This is a genomic window from Sphingobium sp. Z007 (assembly GCF_900013425.1).
Classification (GTDB): domain Bacteria; phylum Pseudomonadota; class Alphaproteobacteria; order Sphingomonadales; family Sphingomonadaceae; genus Sphingobium.
Window position 1 is genome coordinate 352,268 of the sequence record NZ_FBXK01000001.1, and the last position, 15,174, is coordinate 367,441.

Below are 15,174 nucleotides of genomic sequence, written 5' to 3' on the forward strand. Positions count from 1 at the left end.
TCAGCGTTTCGGGAATGTTGGATAGAGCGAATCGGGCGATTGCCAGTCGATCCGCACCTGCCGATGGGCGATCTTCCAGCCTGCGCTCGTCCGCACGAAGCGGTCGGCATAATGGCCGTGATGGTCGAGGCCGATGTCGGTCATGACCTGAAAATAGGTCCGGCCCGTCGCGCCTTCGCCATCCAGTTCCACCAGCGAACTGGTCAGATTGTGCCGGGTAAAGCTGTGCCGGGGGTCGCGGGGCTGACCGGGCGTGTCCAGCCGTCGCAGAATCGTCTGGCGTCCCTGGCTCTGTTCGCCCGAAAACTCCAATATCCCATCCTCGGCAAAAACATCGGCCAGCGTGGCGATCCGGCCGCGGTCGCCATTGATCGTATAGGTCGCCATCAGCAGACGGATCGCCTCGCGGTCCAGCATCTCTTCCATCGTCATGTCAGGCTCTGCGCCAGTGCAGCGCGCCAGTCGCGCGGATCGCGCGCCGCCGCAAATTCCCCGCCCAGCCGGTCGACCAGTTCGGCGACGCTGGGCACATCGTCGACAAGCCCGGTCGAATGACCGGCCGACCAGATATTCTTCCACGCGCGCAGGCCGTTGGGCAGGTCGGGACTGTGCATCCCTTTGGGGCGCGGCAGATTGTCGGGGTCCAGCCCGTTGGCGATCATCGAGGGACGCAGGAAGCTGGCGGGCATTCCCGCAATCGCATCTGTGAACAGCACATCTTCCGCCCGCGATTCGACCAGCATCTGCTTGTGCGCGTCGAACGTGCCCGATTCCTTCGTGGCGATGAAGCGCGTGCCCATCACCACCAGGTCCGCGCCCAGCGCCAGCGCCGCCGCAATGCCGTTACCGTCGGCAATTCCGCCCGCCAGCATGATCGTACCGTCGAACATGCGCCGCACCTGCGGCAGGAAGGAAAAGGGGTTCAGTGTGCCGGCATGGCCGCCCGCGCCGCCGCTGACCAGCATCAGCCCGTCGACGCCCGACGCGATCGCCTTTTCCGCGAACTTCATGGTCGTCACGTCATGGAACACGACGCCGCCCCATTCATGGGCGGCCTCCACCTCGGCACGCGGATCGCCCAGATTGGTCAGGATCAGCGGCACTTTGGCCTTGGCGCAGGTGGCGAGCCGGTCGGCGCGGGTCTGTTGGTCGATCGCGCGGCTGGCGAGTAGATTGACGCAGAAGGGCGCGAAGCGCTCTCCCTTTTCCAGCGACTCGGCCTCCGCGTCGCGTATCGCCGACAGCCAGCTTTCCAGATTATGGTCGCCGCGCGGATTGCCGCTGGGAAAAGCGCCGATGATCCCGGCGCGGCAGGATGCGATCACCAGTTCCAGGCTTGAACAGATCAGCATCGGCGCTTGCATGACGGGCAATGCCAGTTGCGACCAGTTGATGGACATGCCTTCATCCTTCCCCATTGTCGTGGCGTGCCAAAGTGGCTAGCGCTTTTTCGATATCATAGGTAACTAGGTGTTATAGGCCCGTCGAGGGGCTTTACACCGAAAGTGAGTGGGACGGGCAGAAATATGGCTTTCAAGACACGTATCACGCAGATGCTGGGGATCGAACATCCGGTCGTTCAAGGCGGCATGCAGGGGGTCGGCCGCGCCGAACTGGCATCGGCTGTGTCCAATGCGGGCGGCTTTGGCATCCTGACGGGCCTGACCCAGCCCACGCCCGACGACCTCAAAAAGGAAATCGAACGCTGCCGGTCGATGACCGACAAGCCCTTTGGCGTGAATATGACCGTTTTTCCGACGATCAACGCGCCCGATTACAGGGCCTATGCCCAGGCGATCATCGACATGGGGATCAAGGCGGTCGAAACCGCCGGCACGCCCGCTGTCGCCGAAATCTGGGCTATGTTCAAGGCGGCTGACGTCAGGATCATCCACAAATGCACCGCCGTGCGCCATGCCGTGTCGGCCCAGAAAAAGGGCGTCGATGCCATTTCGATCGATGGCTTCGAATGTGCGGGCCATCCGGGCGAGGATGATATTCCCGGCCTGATCCTGATCCCCGCCGCCGCCGACAAGGTGACGATTCCCATGCTTGCGTCCGGCGGTTTCGGCGACGGACGCGGACTGGTCGCCGCGCTGGCGCTGGGTGCGGAGGGCATCAACATGGGCACCCGCTTCTGCGCCACGGTTGAAGCGCCGATCCATCCCAATGTGAAGCAGGCCTATATCGACAATGACGAGCGAGGCACGAACCTCATCTTCCGCAAGCTCCATAACACCGCCCGCGTGGGCAAGAGTGTAGTGTCGGACAAGGTCGTCGAAATCCTGGCGCAACCCGACGCGACGTTCAAGGATGTGCAGGCCTATGTCGCAGGCGCCCAAGGCCGTGTCGTGCTGGAGGAAGGCGACATGGACGCGGGCATCTTCTGGGCCGGCATGATCCAGGGTCTGATCCACGACATCCCGACTTGCCAGCAACTGATCGACCGTATCGTGGGCGACGCAAAGGCGATCGTGAACGCGCGCCTGGCAGGCATGTTGTCAGGCTGACCGTAGCACCCCCGTTATCATTCCATTCTCTTTTCAGGAGCAAGTGAAGTGGCAGAAGCATATATCGTCGCCGCCGTTCGTACCGCCGGTGGGCGTCGCCGTGGCCGTTTGTCCGGCTGGCATCCGGTCGATCTGGGCGCCAAGGTCATCGACGCCGTCGTCGCCCGCGCGGGCGTGCCGGGCGAAGCGGTGGACGACGTGATCGTCGGCTGCGTCACCCAGGCGGGCGAACAGTCGCTGCATGTCGGCCGCCATTGCGTGCTGGCGTCGGGCCTGCCGCAAAGCGTTCCGGCCGTCACCATCGACCGCCAGTGCGGATCGTCGCAGCAGGCGATCCAGTTCGCGGCCCAGGCGGTGATGTCGGGCACGCAGGATATCGTCATCGCGGCGGGCACCGAAAGCATGACGCGCGTGCCGATGGGCTCGGCGGCGCTGTCGCCCGAAGGGTGCGATCCGTTGCCCGCCTCGATCAAGGAGCGGTTTGGCATCCAGGGCTTCAGCCAGTTTGGCGGCGCGGAAATGATCGCGAAGAAATGGGGCTTTACTCGCGACATGCTCGACGCCTTTGGCCTGGAAAGCCATATGCGCGCCCAGCGCGCGACCAAGGCCGGCGCCTTCGACGCCGAAATCCTGCCGCTGGAGATCATCGGCGCAGACGGTGCCAGCGAAATGCATACCATCGATGAGGGTATCCGCTGGGATGCCTCGCCAGAAGGCATGGCAGCGGTCAAGTTGCTGGTCGAAGGCGGTGTCATCACCGCAGCAACCTCCAGCCAGATCACCGACGGCGCATCGGCCGTGATGATCGCGTCGGAAAAGGCGGTGAAGGAATATGGCCTGACCCCGATCGCGCGTATCGTCAACATGACCGTGACCGCCGGCGACCCCGTCATCATGCTCGAAGAACCGCTGTTCGCCACCGACAAGGCCTTCGCGCGCTCGGGCCTCACGATCGGCGACATCGACCTGTACGAAGTGAACGAAGCCTTCGCGCCCGTTCCAATGGCCTGGCTCAAGCATCAGGATGCCGATCCCGCCAAGCTTAACGTCAATGGCGGCGCGATCGCGCTGGGTCATCCGCTGGGTGCATCGGGCACGAAGCTGATGACGACGCTCATCTATGCGCTCAAGGCGCAGGGCAAGAAATACGGGCTCCAGACGATGTGCGAAGGCGGCGGCATCGCCAACGTCACCATCGTCGAAGCGCTCTGACCGGACGGAGAGCGGCCCGGCCGTCTCTCCGCCTCAATCTGGACCGGCGCTCTTGTGCAGCAGGGCGCCGGTCCTTTTAATGGCCTGCGATCATCCGGCCAAAAAATGATAGCGCTTCAGCTCTGGCTTTGGCATGTCTGCGACAGCACACGATAATGATCGCATATAGGAGGCAGGGATGCAGTTGCAGGGCAGGGTGGCGGTCGTCACGGGCGCGTCGAAAGGGATGGGCAGCCACTTCGTAGATGCATTGGTCGCGGCGGGCGCAAAGGTCGCCTGCCTCGCCCGCGCGTCGGCCGAGTTGGATGCGGTCGTGGCCCGGCATGGCGACAGCGCCGCCGCCTTTGCCTGCGATGTCAGTCGCGCCGATCAGGTCGATGCCGCCATCACAGGCGCGGTGGCGCATTTCGGTCGCCTGGACCTGCTGGTCAACAATGCCGCGATCTTCCATCCCTTCCTGCTGGAGGAATCGACCGTGGCCGACGTCGAAGGGCATGTCGCGGTCAATCTGCTGGGGCCGATCTGGTGCATCCGCGCCGCCATCCCCCATCTGCGCGCGACCAAAGGGCAGGTGGTGACGATCAGTTCCGAATCCGTCCGCATGCCCTTTCCCTATCTCACCGTCTACGCCGCGACCAAGGCGGCGGTCGAAACCCTGTCGCAGGGCCTGCGCGACGAATTGCGCAGCGACGGCATTCGCGTCTCGATCCTGCGCTCAGGATCGGTGGCCGGCGGATCGGGTGGGCTGAGTTGGGATGCCGGCGTCACCCAGCGCTTCTTTGCCAAGATTCAGGAAACCGGCCATGCCAGCTTCACCGGCGATTTTGCCGAACCCACCAGCATGGCGCAAACCCTGGTGGCGATGGCCAGCCTGCCTGACGATGTTAACATCGACCTGCTCGAAGCGCGCGCCGCCCGTCCCGCCTCTGCCGGATCGCTCGCCCGGTCGAGCGCGGCGGGCAACTGAATTTGTGGCTGTCCGCGGCAGGACAAGGCTTGCGTCGTTCGCTTACCTAGTTAAATAGGTTGCGATAGAAATCTTACGGAAGGGGCGTTTCGCCATGCAGATCACCAAAGAACTAGCCGCCATCGTCACCGGCGGCGCTTCGGGCCTGGGCAAGGCGTCGGCAAGGGCGCTCGCCGACGCGGGTATGAAGGTCGCAATCTTCGACCTGAACGAGGAAGCGGGCGAAGCGGTCGCCAGCGAGATTGGCGGCCTGTTCTGCAAGGTCAACATCCTGGATGAAGACTCGGTGCTCGCAGGGTTCGAAAAGGCCCGCGCCGCCCATGGGCAGGAGCGCGCACTGATCCATTGCGCGCAGGTGTCCAAGGGCGGCAAGACCGTCAGCCGTGATCGCGACACGGGCGGCTTCAAGCGTTTCTCGACCGAGGATTACGCCTTCAGCGCGATGGGCATCCTGGTCGCCAGCTATCGGATGGCGTCGATTTCCGCGATGGGCATGGCGGCTGCCGAACCGCTCAATGACGATGGCGAGCGTGGCACCATCGTCCTGACCAGTTCCGCCGCCGCGCAGGATGGCCAGGTCGGCCAGATCGCCTATGGTTCGCTCAAGGCCGGCGTGAACGGCTTGGTACTGCCGATGGCGCGCGACCTGATGGAATTGGGCATCCGCGTCAATTCGGTGATGCCGGGTATCTTCGCTACCCCGCCGATGCTTGGCGTCAAGGACACCGCACCGCAGATCTTCGAAAATCTGGAAAAGTCGGTGCCCTTCCCCAAGCGTCTCGGCAAGCCGGAAGAGTTCGGCTCGCTGATCGTAGAACTGGTGAAGAACAGCTATTTCAATGGCCAGAATCTGCGGATCGACGGTGCCATCCGTATGCCGCCTCGCTAAGCGCCGGATATGGGGACGCATTCGAATACCGGGCGGCGGCGCGCAATCCGTCGCCCGGTGTCATGTCTATCCCGTTCGTCGATGGCTTTCTGGGGCATATGGCCCGATCTATGCGCGCCGCCTGGACGATGAAGTGATGTTCGGATGCCGGGTCTTTCCGCATTTGTGCAATCCCATGGGTGTCGTGCATGGCGGCTGGGTCGCGACGCTGTTTGACGTCGTGCTGCCGCTGACCGCCCGCTATAGTGCGGGTTTCGAGGAACGCTTCCTGCTGACCGTGCAGATGGGCATCGACTATCTGGCGGGCGCGAAACTGGGCGACTGGGTCGAAGGGCGCGCGCAGATATTGCGCACGACCAAGCATATGGTCTTCGTCCTGGGAACGCTTGAGGTGGATGGCGAACTGACGGCGCGCGGCAGCGGGATTTTCCGCATCGGTCCGTCTGCGCCGACGATCGCGTTTGAGCAGTCCGGTCGATTGCCATGATGCAGGGAGTCGCATGAGCCGTTCGCTTGTCGACATATTGACTCTTGAGCCTGTGACGCCCCACAGTTTCCGTGGCTTGTCGCCCGACCCGGACGCGCCGCGCATTTTCGGCGGCAGCGTGGTGGCGCAGGCGCTGATGGCCGCCGCCGCCACGGTGGAAGGACGCGCCTGCCATTCGCTGCACGCCTATTTCATCCACCCTGGCGATGGCACGAAGCCGATCCTGTTCGAGGTTGATCGCGTCCGCGATGGCGGCATGTTTGCAACCCGGCGCGTCGTCGCGCTACAGGATGACCGGCCAATACTGAACATGGCGGCCTCCTTTCAGGCCCCGGCCCAGGGCGTGTTCGATCATCAACACGCCATGCCCGCCGACATTCCCGGCGCGGATGCGCTCAGCGATGACGACCTGCGCGGTGAGGCGGTCGGCCTGCAATTGCGCAACAGCCGCCTGCCGCGTCCCGGCATGGCGGCAGAGGTGCGCCCGCCCCATCATGCAATGTGGTTCCGCAGTCGTCTGCCATTGGGCGACGATCCGGCGATGCATCAGGCGGCGCTGGCCTATGCGTCGGACTATCCGCAATTGCCGACCGTGGTGCAGCCGCATCCGGTTACCTGGCGCACGCCGGGCTTTCAGTTCACCAGCCTCGACCATAGCCTGTGGTTCCATCGCCCGTTCGATTTCACCCGCTGGCATCTGTGCAGCCTGGACACGCCGATCAGCGCGGGGGAACGCGGCCTGAGCCGGGGGACCATTTATGATGCCGACGGACTTTTGGTGGCATCGGTCGCGCAGGAAGCCATGATCCGTATGCGCGGCTGAGGCGCCTATTGCCCCCGGAACACCGGCTTGCGCTTTTCCAGGAAGGCCGCGACACCCTCTGCATGATCGGCTGTCCGCCCCGCTTCGCGCTGGTGGATGCGTTCCATCCGCAATGTGTCGGTCAGCGACTGGTTCATCGCCATCGCAATCCCCTGGCGCATCAGGCCATAAGCGACGGTCGGCCCCGCCGCCAGCCGCGCGGCCATGGCGCGGGCTGTGTCCATCAGCGCCGTGTCCTCGACCACCTGATAGATCAGCCCCCATTCCAGCGCCAGATCGGCGGGAATGCGATCGCCCAGCATCATCATCGCGCTCGCGCGCGCCTTCCCCGCCAGACGCGGCAGCAGCCATGTCGCTCCCACATCGGGCACCAGCCCGATATTGGCGAAAGGTTGCAGGAAATAGGCCGATCGCCCTGCGATGACGATGTCGCCCGCCAGCGCATAGCCGCATCCGCCGCCCGCCGCCGCGCCGTTCACCGCCGTCACCAGCGGGCAGGGCAGCCGCACCAGCCGCTCCAGCACGGGATTGAACCCGCTTTCCAGCCCCGCGCCCATGTCCCGCGTCGCGTCCGCGCCGCCGCGTCCCTCCGCCGACAGGTCCGCACCCGAACAGAAGGCTCGCCCGTTGCCGCTCATCAGCAGCACGCGCGCGCCTTCGTCGGCGACCCGGTCGAGCGCGTGCATCATCTCATTCAGCGACTGCTGCGACAAGGCATTAAGCTTTTCGGGCCGGTCGATCGCCAGGGTGGCGATGCCGTCGGCGATGGCGAAGGCGATATGGTCGTAGGTCACAGGCTCTCCGATCAGCGCGCAATCGGCAGCAGCCAGGGACCGCCCTTTTCGATGGCGGCGAGATAGGCCGGGCGAGCCGTCACCCGCGCCAGCCAAGCGCGCAGTCGGGGCCGGTCGCCCACCACGCCGAACTGGTCCGCCACCGCCACGACATAGCCGAACTGGATGTCGGCCGCGCTGAAGCCGGACGCCAGCAGATAGTCCCGTCCGTCCAGCTTCGCCTCGATCTCCGCCATCGCGCCGTCGACGACCTCCATCCCATAGGCGCGGGCGCGGCCGGGCGCCTCGGTGCCCTTCACCATCATCAGGATGATGACGCCCATCATGGCGGTGCCTTCCCCCGCATGCAGCCATTCCAGATATTCCGCCCAATCGGCGTCGGCCGACGACCGGCCCAGCCGTCCGTCGCCCAGCTTCGCGGCCAGATATTCCAGGATCGCCCCCGATTCCGCGATCACCGCGCCGTCATGTTCGATCACCGGCGACTTGCCCAGCGGATGGGCCTGCTTTAGTTCAGGCGGCGCTCGGAAGGTTTTTGGGTCGCGGTGATATGTCGCCATTTCATAAGGTTCGCCCAATTCCTCCAGCAACCAGAGGATGCGCGTCGAGCGCGAATAGTCGAGGTGGTGGACCTTCATCATGCGTCCTTCTCCATCAATATGTCGATCTTGCGTTCGATAGCGTCCAGCCGTTCGTGCATGGCGCTGGCCTGCGGCTCGCACGCGGCGGTCAGCACCGGCATCACGAAATAGCGCAACTGGCCCCGCAATCCTGCCTCATCCCACGGCTCACCGCTGGCTAGGGCGATCATCTGGTCGGTGATCCATCCCGTCAGCACCTCCAGCGTCACGCCCGCCGCCCGCGCCCGATCGTCGATCAGCGACGCCAACACCGAGCCCACGCCCCCAGCCGAATCGTCCGCCTGTGCCGCCCGGAACAGCCGCGCGCTGGCGGGCGACATGCCCGAATGCAGGCTGGTGTCGAGCCATCCGACATGCTGCATCTCCAATATGGCGTGCGCCAGCACCGTTTCCAGCCGGTCCGCCACCGTGCCGGGGCCGATCAGGATTTTATGCGACCATCGGCGAAACGGCTTGGCGCCCTCGATCAGCAACGCCTTGAACAGGGATTCGCGATTGCCGAACCGGCGATATAGCGTGGTGCGCGAAACGCCCGCTTCAGTCGCCACTTCCTCCAGCGATACATTGTCGATGCCCTTGCGCCGGATGCAGCTTGCCGCTGCATTCAGCACGGGATCGGCAATAGGCTGCGCGCCCATCGCTGCGTGGTAGGGGGATGCCACTTCCACGGCCTGCGCGTGATCCGATGGCCGTGACTTGGTGCCTATCTGCTTCTGTCCCATGGGCAAAGCATAGCACGGTTTCGCGCCTTTCGTATCATTCATCGTTACAAATTGATGATATTGTATCAGTTTTCAGACTCCAACGACGCCATGTCGATGACGAAGCGATATTTGACGTCCGCCTTCTCCATCCGCTCGAAAGCGTGATTGATGTCCTGAATGGCGATGGTTTCGGGATCGGGCAGGATATTCTTGGCGGCGCAAAAATCGAGCATTTCCTGCGTTTCCGGCAGGCCGCCAATGGCCGATCCCGCCACCGATTTCTGCCCGCCCACCAACAGGCCGCTGTGCAGCGACGGGATCATGTCGATGGCACCGACGATCACATGGACGCCGCGCGGGGCCAGCAGCATCAGATAGGGGCTGACATCATGCGCCACCGGAATCGTGTCCAGCACCATGTCGAAACCGCGCGCGGCGGCCTTCATCGCGTCCTTGTCGGACGCGATCAGCACCTTATGCGCGCCCAGCGCCAGCGCATCGGCCGCCTTGGCCGGCGATGTCGTCACGACGGTCACGTCGGCCCCCAGTCCGACCGCCAGCTTGACGCCCATATGGCCAAGGCCGCCAAGCCTCGCGACCGCCACCCGGCTGCCCGGTCCGACCTTCCAGTGGCGCAGCGGCGACCAGGTCGTGACGCCCGCGCACAGCAAAGGCGCAGCGCGTTCCGGGTCCAGCCCATCTGGCAGTTTCAGGACGAAATGTTCGCGCGCGACGATATGGTTGGAATAGCCACCATAGGTGGGCGATTCGTCGGTGCGATCCTTGCCATTATAGGTCGGGGTTGCACGGTTGGCGCAATATTGTTCCTGCCCGCGTTCGCACTCGGAACATGCCATGCAGCTGTCGACCAGACAGCCGATCGCGGCCATGTCGCCGATCTTGAAACGGGTGACGTCCGCGCCGATCTCGGTCACTTGCCCGATAATCTCATGCCCCGGAACGCAGGGGTAAAGGCTATTATGCCAGTCGTTGCGGGCCTGATGCAGGTCCGAATGGCATACGCCGCAATAACGGATGTCCACCCGCACGTCATTGGCGCGCAGCGCGCGTCGCGCGAAGCTGAAGGGAGCCATCGCGCTGTCGGCGGACAGGGCGGCATAGCCGGTCGCATGGGTCATCGTCATTCTCCGCTCAATCACTGTCCATCATGCACCGTGGTAGGTGGGTTTGCGCCGCTCCAGAAAAGCGGCCACGCCTTCGCGCGCATCCGCTCCGCCCATCGCCACGCCGATCGCGGTCGCTTCCGCATCCAGATGCTTCGGCAGGGATGTGGCATAGCTTTGCGCGAGCAATCGTTTCACCCCTCCAAAAGCCTCGGTTGGTCCGGCGGCGATGCGTGCGGCAATGGCGGCGGCTTCCTCCGCCAGAGCCTCATCGGCAACCACGCGCGTCGCCAGGCCCAGGTCCACCGCTTCCAGCGCATCCAGCCGCCGCCCCAGATAGGCCATCTCCTGCGTCGCGCGCAGCCCGATCAGGCGCGGCAGCAGCCAGGTCGCGCCGCCGTCGGCGGTCAGGCCGATGCCGGTATAGGCCATCGCGAAGGAGGCGGAGCGACTAACCAGCACCACGTCGCCGCTCGCGACCAGGCTCAGCCCCGCCCCCGCCGACGCGCCCTGTGCCGCCACGATGACGGGCGCGGGATGTTGGGCAAGCAATGCCAGCCCTTCATGCAGCCGCCGCGCCAGGCGTTCGATGAAATCGGCCGGATCGCTTTCGCTGGCGAAACTGCGAATATCGCCGCCGACGCAGAAATTCTTGCCTTCCGCCCGGATCAGCACGGCGCGCATGCCGGGCGTCGCGGTCAACTGTTCCACCACATGACTGAAACTGTCGATCAGTTCCCAGCTCATCGCATTGCCCGCCTCAGGCCGATTGAGCGTGATGGTGGCAAGCCCGCCTTCCAGCGTTCCGGTGACGAGATCGGTCATGGCGTGGCACTCCTGTCGAAACTATGGTCGGTCTTGTAGGACATAGGTAGATAAGTCCAGCGCGAATGGATCATCCACGCGGCGCGATGAAAAGAGTCTGGTGCGCGCGGGCGAATGGCCCGTCGCGGTCTGCCAGGATCATGTCGGACCGGCCGACTCCCTGGCCGGCGCTGGCGGTCCGAGCGTCGTTCAGCAACCATTCGCCGACCGGCTCGCGTACCAGATGGATCGCAATGTCCAGATTGGCATAGGTCCACGCCGCCCCATCCACTTCGCTGCCCAGGCCGCCGCCAAAATCCCCCAGTATCGCGGTACGCACCAGCGGCGACAGGGGGATGCCCCGGACATGCTCATGGCCGAAGCGAACCCATAGGGTGCCGGGGCCGGCCACGCGCAGACCGCCTTCCACCAGCCGGGTTTCCATCGACCCGCCAAACGCCTTTTCGCCCATGAAGTCTCCGGGCGCGACATTTTCGGGCGGCGGATAGGCATGGGGCGCGGCGATCACCGGCGTATCAGCCTTGCGCACGCGCAGCGCCGTAGCGCGGGCCACGACCCGCTCTGCCGTCAGCAATTCGGCCTCCACCATCTGGATGCGGCGCCCGTCGCGCACGGTTCTGGCGCGCCCGATGGTCGGTCCGAAATCGGCCGCCGACAATATGTCGATCGTCAGGCGCGCCGTGGTCATTGTGGCGGGCGCGGGCACCTGTTCGATCAAATGGGTCAACAACCCGCCCAGCGCGACGCCATTCTGCTTGCCCCGCTCCCACGGACTGGCCGCCAGCCCCGTGGGCAGGAAAGCACCGTCTTCGACCAGATAGAAACAGGGCGGCGTCATTCCCTCAATCACGCGCGATATCCGTACCCGGCAGCGCGCCGATATTGCGCAGCGGGACATCGTCGAACGCGCTCAGCACCCGCTCCATCAGTGCCGCCACGTGGCTGCGATAGTCGCCATGGGTGACGATATGCGCCCGGTTCTCGCGGATTCCCGCCACCACCATCGGGCCGACCAGCGCCGCGTCCAGCCCCTCTGCGGCCTGGCTGTTGCGCAGGGCGATCCGTTCGCTCCCCGCCTTTTCCGTCGTCTCGCCCAGCCGGGTCGCGATCAGGCCGGGGCACAGCACCGACACGCCCACGCCATGGTCGGCCATTTCGGCGCGCAACACCTCGCTCAGGCCGACGACGGCGAATTTGGACGCCGTATAGGCGCCCAGCAGCGCGCTGGCGATCAACCCGGCCATCGACGCGGTATTGACGATATGCCCGTCGCCGCGATCGCGCATCCCGGCGGCAAAGCAATGGATGCCGTTGAACGTCCCGGTCAGCTTGATCGCCACCAGCCGGTCGAACGAGGCCGGGTCCATGTCCCCCAGGGCGCGGCCGTCCGGTCCGATCCCGGCATTGTTGACCAATATATCGACCGACCCGAACCCGGCTTCGACGGTCTGCTTCGCATCGGCCCAGGCCTGGCGATCGACCACATCGAGCCTCACCGCCATCGCATTGTCGCCCAGCCGCTCGACCTGCCGGGCCAGTCGATCCCCGTCGATATCGGCCAGCACGATCCGCGCGCCTTGCTCCGCCAGCGCTTGCGCAATGGCCAGGCCGATGCCGCTGGCCGCCCCGGTGATAAAGGCCGTCCGCCCTTTGATCCGCTCCATTTCCGTCCCCCAGCCTGCGGCGAATTTCAAATAAGGTGTACTACGTTATCTATGTTGAGCATGCGCGCAAGTTTTACCTTGCAGGCCGACGGCATGCCGGTTTACGCAGCCTCGCAAGACAGGATGGCTCCCACGGAAGGACTAGGATGACCGCAGCGCCTATATTTGACCTCACTGGGCGGGTCGCGCTCGTAACCGGCGCGTCGTCCGGGCTGGGCGAGCGTTTCTCGCATATATTGGCCGATGCGGGCGCGGCGGTCGTACTGGCGGCGCGGCGCACGGAACTGCTGGAGGCCACCAGGGCCGCTATCCAGGCCAAAGGGGGCCGCGCCATCGCCGTCGCCATGGACGTCGCCGACGAAGCATCGACCATCGCCGCCTATGACGCGGCGGAGGCGGCGTTCGGCACGGTCGACACGATCATCGCCAATGCGGGGATGAACAGCGAAGGGATGACGACCGACCTGCCGGTGGAGGAGTTTGATCGCGTCATGGCCGTCAACCTGCGCGGCCCGTTCCTGACCGCGCGCGAAGGCGCACGTCGGCTAATGGCGGCGGGCAGCGCGGAAAAACAGCATGGCCGCATCGTCATCACCTCCTCCGTCACCGCGCACAAGGTCGACGCCGGGCTTGCCGTCTATTCGGGGTCGAAGGCGGGCGTGCTTCAGATGGGAAAGGTCATGGCCCGCGACTGGGTTCGCAAAGGCATCAACGTCAACATGATCTGCCCCGGCTATATCAAGACCGCGATCAATGGCGCATGGTTCGATACGCCGGCGGGCGAGCGCCAGATCCAGAAATTTCCCCGCCGTCGCATGATGGAGGAAAGCGATCTCGACGCGATCCTGCTGTTCCTGGCGTCCGATGCGTCCCGCGCGGTGACGGGCACGCACATAACGATCGACGATGGCCAGTCGCTCTGACCATCGCTTTCAAGGATTCCACGCAATGGCCCGACCCGATCCCGCCCTGCTCGATCTGACACGCTATCCCTTTCGCCATATCATCACGACGCGCTTTGCCGACATCGATCCCAATCACCACATCAACAATGTGGCGATGGCCGCCGCCTTCGAGGATGCCCGCGCCCGTTTCGACGTGGCGCAGGGACATCTGGAGGCCATGGGCGACGCGCGCACGATGATCGTCGCCAACTATATCGATTATGTCGGGGAGGCCCATTATCCCGCCCCGCTCGACATGTATGTCGGCGTGCTCGACCTGGGCCGGTCGAGCTGGACGCTGGCCTGCCTCGCCACGCAGGAGGGGCGCGCGTGCGCCTTCGCCAGGGCGGTGCTGGTCGGGACGGTGGACGGCAAGGGCGCACCATTGCCCGAAACATTCCGCGCCGCGCTGGACGGAATGCGCGTGCGCCGGGACGACATGGCGTGAGCGGCCCGCTCACCGGCATCCGTATCATCGAATTTGCGGGCCTTGGTCCCGGCCCCTTTTGCGGCATGATGCTGGCCGATCATGGCGCGGACGTCATCCGTATCGCCCGCCCGCGCCCGCCCGGCCTGTTCGATGATCTCGACCGTCATGACGTGCTGGCCCGCTCGCGCCGCCTGGTGAATGTCGATATGAAAACCGACGCGGGCATGACTGTGGTGCGCGATCTGTGCCGGTCGGTCCACGGCATTATCGAAGGCTATCGACCCGGCGTCATGGAACGGCTCGGCCTTGGTCCCGAAAGGCTGATCGCGGACAATCCCGCGCTGGTCTATGGTCGGGTGACCGGCTGGGGACAGGATGGCCCGCTTGCCCAGGCGGCGGGCCACGACATCAACTATATCGCGATCAACGGCGTCCTCCATACGATTGGGCGGCAGGGCGGCAAACCGACCCCGCCGGTCAATTATGTCGGCGATTTCGGCGGCGGAGGCATGTTGCTGGCGTTCGGCATGGTCGCTGCGCTGCTCGCGGTGAAGAACGGCGCGGCGGGGCAGGTGGTCGATGCCGCCATGGTAGATGGCTCTGCGCTGCTTGCGGGCATGGTCTGGCAACTCAAGGGCGCGGGCCTTTGGGACGACGACACTGGCGCGAACTGGCTCGATACCGGCGCGCATTTCTACGACAGCTATGCCTGCGCGGATGGCAAATTCATCGCCTTGGGCGCGATCGAGCCCCAATTTTACGCTCTGCTGCGTCAGACGCTTGGCGTTGCCGACGATCCGGCTTTCGACGCGCAGATGGACCGTGCCGCCTGGCCAGCGCTCAAGGACAGGGTCGCCGCCATTATCGCCACGCGGACCCGCGCCCAATGGTGCGAGGTCATGGAAGGCACGGACATCTGCTTTGCCCCCATCCTCTCGCCGGACGAGGCGCTCGATCATCCCCATATCCGGGCGCGCGGTACCTTCATCGATGTCGGTGGCCAGCCGCAGCCTGCGCCCGCGCCCCGCTTTTCGGGCGCACCGGCCGACCCGCCGCGCCCGACCCGGCCTGCGGGCCGTGACGCCGCGCCTGTTCTGGCCAGCATCGGCTATACGCAAGACAGGATCGCGGCGCTACTGGCGTCGGGGGTTGTGCTCTAA

Annotated in this window: 18 protein-coding genes; 9 read left to right on the forward strand and 9 right to left on the reverse strand. The window is 64.9% G+C overall.

Translation table 11 applies throughout. The annotated features are described in order from the left end of the window. On the reverse strand, positions 1-432 hold the full coding sequence (locus tag CEQ44_RS01670; RefSeq protein ID WP_088185610.1) for a nuclear transport factor 2 family protein: 432 nt from the start codon (positions 430-432) through the stop codon (positions 1-3). After that, positions 429-1,418 carry a nitronate monooxygenase family protein gene (locus tag CEQ44_RS01675; protein ID WP_218821569.1) on the reverse strand — a complete coding sequence of 330 codons (990 nt, stop codon included), beginning with the start codon at positions 1,416-1,418 and terminating at the stop codon, positions 429-431. The genes CEQ44_RS01670 and CEQ44_RS01675 overlap by 4 nt, the downstream gene beginning before the upstream one ends. A 108-nt stretch (positions 1,419-1,526) precedes the next feature. Between CEQ44_RS01675 and CEQ44_RS01680 the strand changes: the two genes are divergently transcribed. From CEQ44_RS01680 to CEQ44_RS01705, 6 genes are all read left to right on the forward strand, one after another. Further along, on the forward strand, positions 1,527-2,510 hold the full coding sequence (locus CEQ44_RS01680) for a nitronate monooxygenase family protein (RefSeq protein WP_088185609.1): 984 nt from the start codon (positions 1,527-1,529) through the stop codon (positions 2,508-2,510). 48 nt (positions 2,511-2,558) lie between these two features. Beyond that, positions 2,559-3,722: an acetyl-CoA C-acetyltransferase gene (locus CEQ44_RS01685; protein ID WP_088185608.1), complete on the forward strand. Its 1,164-nt coding sequence runs from the start codon at positions 2,559-2,561 to the stop codon at positions 3,720-3,722. A gap of 178 nt (positions 3,723-3,900) precedes the next feature. Further along, positions 3,901-4,689, forward strand: a complete 789-nt coding sequence (locus tag CEQ44_RS01690) for an SDR family oxidoreductase (protein WP_088185607.1) — start codon at positions 3,901-3,903, stop codon at positions 4,687-4,689. A gap of 94 nt (positions 4,690-4,783) precedes the next feature. Then, positions 4,784-5,578 (forward strand): SDR family oxidoreductase, encoded by a 795-nt coding sequence (locus CEQ44_RS01695; protein WP_088185606.1) that lies wholly within the window; start codon positions 4,784-4,786, stop codon positions 5,576-5,578. Between the two features lie 175 nt (positions 5,579-5,753). Then, entirely contained in the window at positions 5,754-6,065 is a 312-nt protein-coding gene (locus CEQ44_RS24200; protein ID WP_176400433.1) for a PaaI family thioesterase, read from the forward strand. A 13-nt stretch (positions 6,066-6,078) separates the two neighbouring features. Further along, positions 6,079-6,888, forward strand: coding sequence for an acyl-CoA thioesterase II (locus CEQ44_RS01705; RefSeq protein ID WP_088185604.1), 810 nt, complete (start codon positions 6,079-6,081; stop codon positions 6,886-6,888). Between the two features lie 5 nt (positions 6,889-6,893). Here CEQ44_RS01705 and CEQ44_RS01710 read toward each other — a convergent pair whose 3' ends face one another. The 7 genes from CEQ44_RS01710 to CEQ44_RS01740 all read right to left on the reverse strand — a co-directional run bounded on the left by CEQ44_RS01710 (position 6,894) and on the right by CEQ44_RS01740 (position 12,670). Continuing rightward, positions 6,894-7,682, reverse strand: a complete 789-nt coding sequence (locus CEQ44_RS01710; RefSeq protein ID WP_088185603.1) for an enoyl-CoA hydratase-related protein — start codon at positions 7,680-7,682, stop codon at positions 6,894-6,896. 11 nt (positions 7,683-7,693) lie between these two features. After that, entirely contained in the window at positions 7,694-8,323 is a 630-nt protein-coding gene (locus CEQ44_RS01715; RefSeq protein ID WP_088185602.1) for a glutathione S-transferase family protein, read from the reverse strand. After that, complete coding sequence (locus CEQ44_RS01720; protein ID WP_176401066.1) at positions 8,320-9,045, reverse strand: TetR/AcrR family transcriptional regulator; 726 nt, start codon at positions 9,043-9,045, stop codon at positions 8,320-8,322. Before CEQ44_RS01720 ends, CEQ44_RS01715 begins: the two co-directional genes overlap by 4 nt. Before the next feature lie 65 nt (positions 9,046-9,110). Continuing rightward, positions 9,111-10,166 carry an NAD(P)-dependent alcohol dehydrogenase gene (locus CEQ44_RS01725; protein WP_088185624.1) on the reverse strand — a complete coding sequence of 352 codons (1,056 nt, stop codon included), beginning with the start codon at positions 10,164-10,166 and terminating at the stop codon, positions 9,111-9,113. A gap of 27 nt (positions 10,167-10,193) precedes the next feature. Continuing rightward, positions 10,194-10,976: an enoyl-CoA hydratase/isomerase family protein gene (locus CEQ44_RS01730; protein ID WP_088185600.1), complete on the reverse strand. Its 783-nt coding sequence runs from the start codon at positions 10,974-10,976 to the stop codon at positions 10,194-10,196. A gap of 70 nt (positions 10,977-11,046) precedes the next feature. Next, entirely contained in the window at positions 11,047-11,826 is a 780-nt protein-coding gene (locus tag CEQ44_RS01735) for a thioesterase family protein (RefSeq protein ID WP_176400431.1), read from the reverse strand. Next, positions 11,819-12,670, reverse strand: coding sequence for an SDR family oxidoreductase (locus CEQ44_RS01740; protein ID WP_140419424.1), 852 nt, complete (start codon positions 12,668-12,670; stop codon positions 11,819-11,821). Before CEQ44_RS01740 ends, CEQ44_RS01735 begins: the two co-directional genes overlap by 8 nt. Before the next feature lie 116 nt (positions 12,671-12,786). Between CEQ44_RS01740 and CEQ44_RS01745 the strand changes: the two genes are divergently transcribed. From CEQ44_RS01745 to CEQ44_RS01755, 3 genes are read left to right on the forward strand one after another with little or no spacing between them, the layout of a single operon-like run. Further along, on the forward strand, positions 12,787-13,563 hold the full coding sequence (locus CEQ44_RS01745) for an SDR family NAD(P)-dependent oxidoreductase (RefSeq protein ID WP_088185598.1): 777 nt from the start codon (positions 12,787-12,789) through the stop codon (positions 13,561-13,563). A gap of 25 nt (positions 13,564-13,588) precedes the next feature. Further along, positions 13,589-14,032 (forward strand): thioesterase family protein, encoded by a 444-nt coding sequence (locus tag CEQ44_RS01750; RefSeq protein ID WP_088185597.1) that lies wholly within the window; start codon positions 13,589-13,591, stop codon positions 14,030-14,032. Further along, positions 14,029-15,174 carry a CaiB/BaiF CoA-transferase family protein gene (locus tag CEQ44_RS01755; RefSeq protein WP_088185596.1) on the forward strand — a complete coding sequence of 382 codons (1,146 nt, stop codon included), beginning with the start codon at positions 14,029-14,031 and terminating at the stop codon, positions 15,172-15,174. Before CEQ44_RS01750 ends, CEQ44_RS01755 begins: the two co-directional genes overlap by 4 nt.

Excerpts from the sequence above, each read along its gene's own strand:
- CEQ44_RS01690 (WP_088185607.1), top strand. The coding sequence starts at position 3,901 with ATGCAGTTGCAGGGCAGGGTGGCGGTCGTCACGGGCGCGTCGAAAGGG.
- CEQ44_RS01705 (WP_088185604.1), top strand. The coding sequence starts at position 6,079 with ATGAGCCGTTCGCTTGTCGACATATTGACTCTTGAGCCTGTGACGCCC.
- CEQ44_RS24200 (WP_176400433.1), top strand. The coding sequence starts at position 5,754 with ATGGGTGTCGTGCATGGCGGCTGGGTCGCGACGCTGTTTGACGTCGTG.
- CEQ44_RS01715 (WP_088185602.1), bottom strand. The coding sequence starts at position 8,323 with ATGATGAAGGTCCACCACCTCGACTATTCGCGCTCGACGCGCATCCTC.
- CEQ44_RS01725 (WP_088185624.1), bottom strand. The coding sequence starts at position 10,166 with ATGACCCATGCGACCGGCTATGCCGCCCTGTCCGCCGACAGCGCGATG.
- CEQ44_RS01720 (WP_176401066.1), bottom strand. The coding sequence starts at position 9,045 with ATGGGACAGAAGCAGATAGGCACCAAGTCACGGCCATCGGATCACGCG.
- CEQ44_RS01675 (WP_218821569.1), bottom strand. The coding sequence starts at position 1,418 with ATGGGGAAGGATGAAGGCATGTCCATCAACTGGTCGCAACTGGCATTG.
- CEQ44_RS01680 (WP_088185609.1), top strand. The coding sequence starts at position 1,527 with ATGGCTTTCAAGACACGTATCACGCAGATGCTGGGGATCGAACATCCG.
- CEQ44_RS01670 (WP_088185610.1), bottom strand. The coding sequence starts at position 432 with ATGACGATGGAAGAGATGCTGGACCGCGAGGCGATCCGTCTGCTGATG.
- CEQ44_RS01695 (WP_088185606.1), top strand. The coding sequence starts at position 4,784 with ATGCAGATCACCAAAGAACTAGCCGCCATCGTCACCGGCGGCGCTTCG.
- CEQ44_RS01730 (WP_088185600.1), bottom strand. The coding sequence starts at position 10,976 with ATGACCGATCTCGTCACCGGAACGCTGGAAGGCGGGCTTGCCACCATC.
- CEQ44_RS01750 (WP_088185597.1), top strand. The coding sequence starts at position 13,589 with ATGGCCCGACCCGATCCCGCCCTGCTCGATCTGACACGCTATCCCTTT.
- CEQ44_RS01745 (WP_088185598.1), top strand. The coding sequence starts at position 12,787 with ATGACCGCAGCGCCTATATTTGACCTCACTGGGCGGGTCGCGCTCGTA.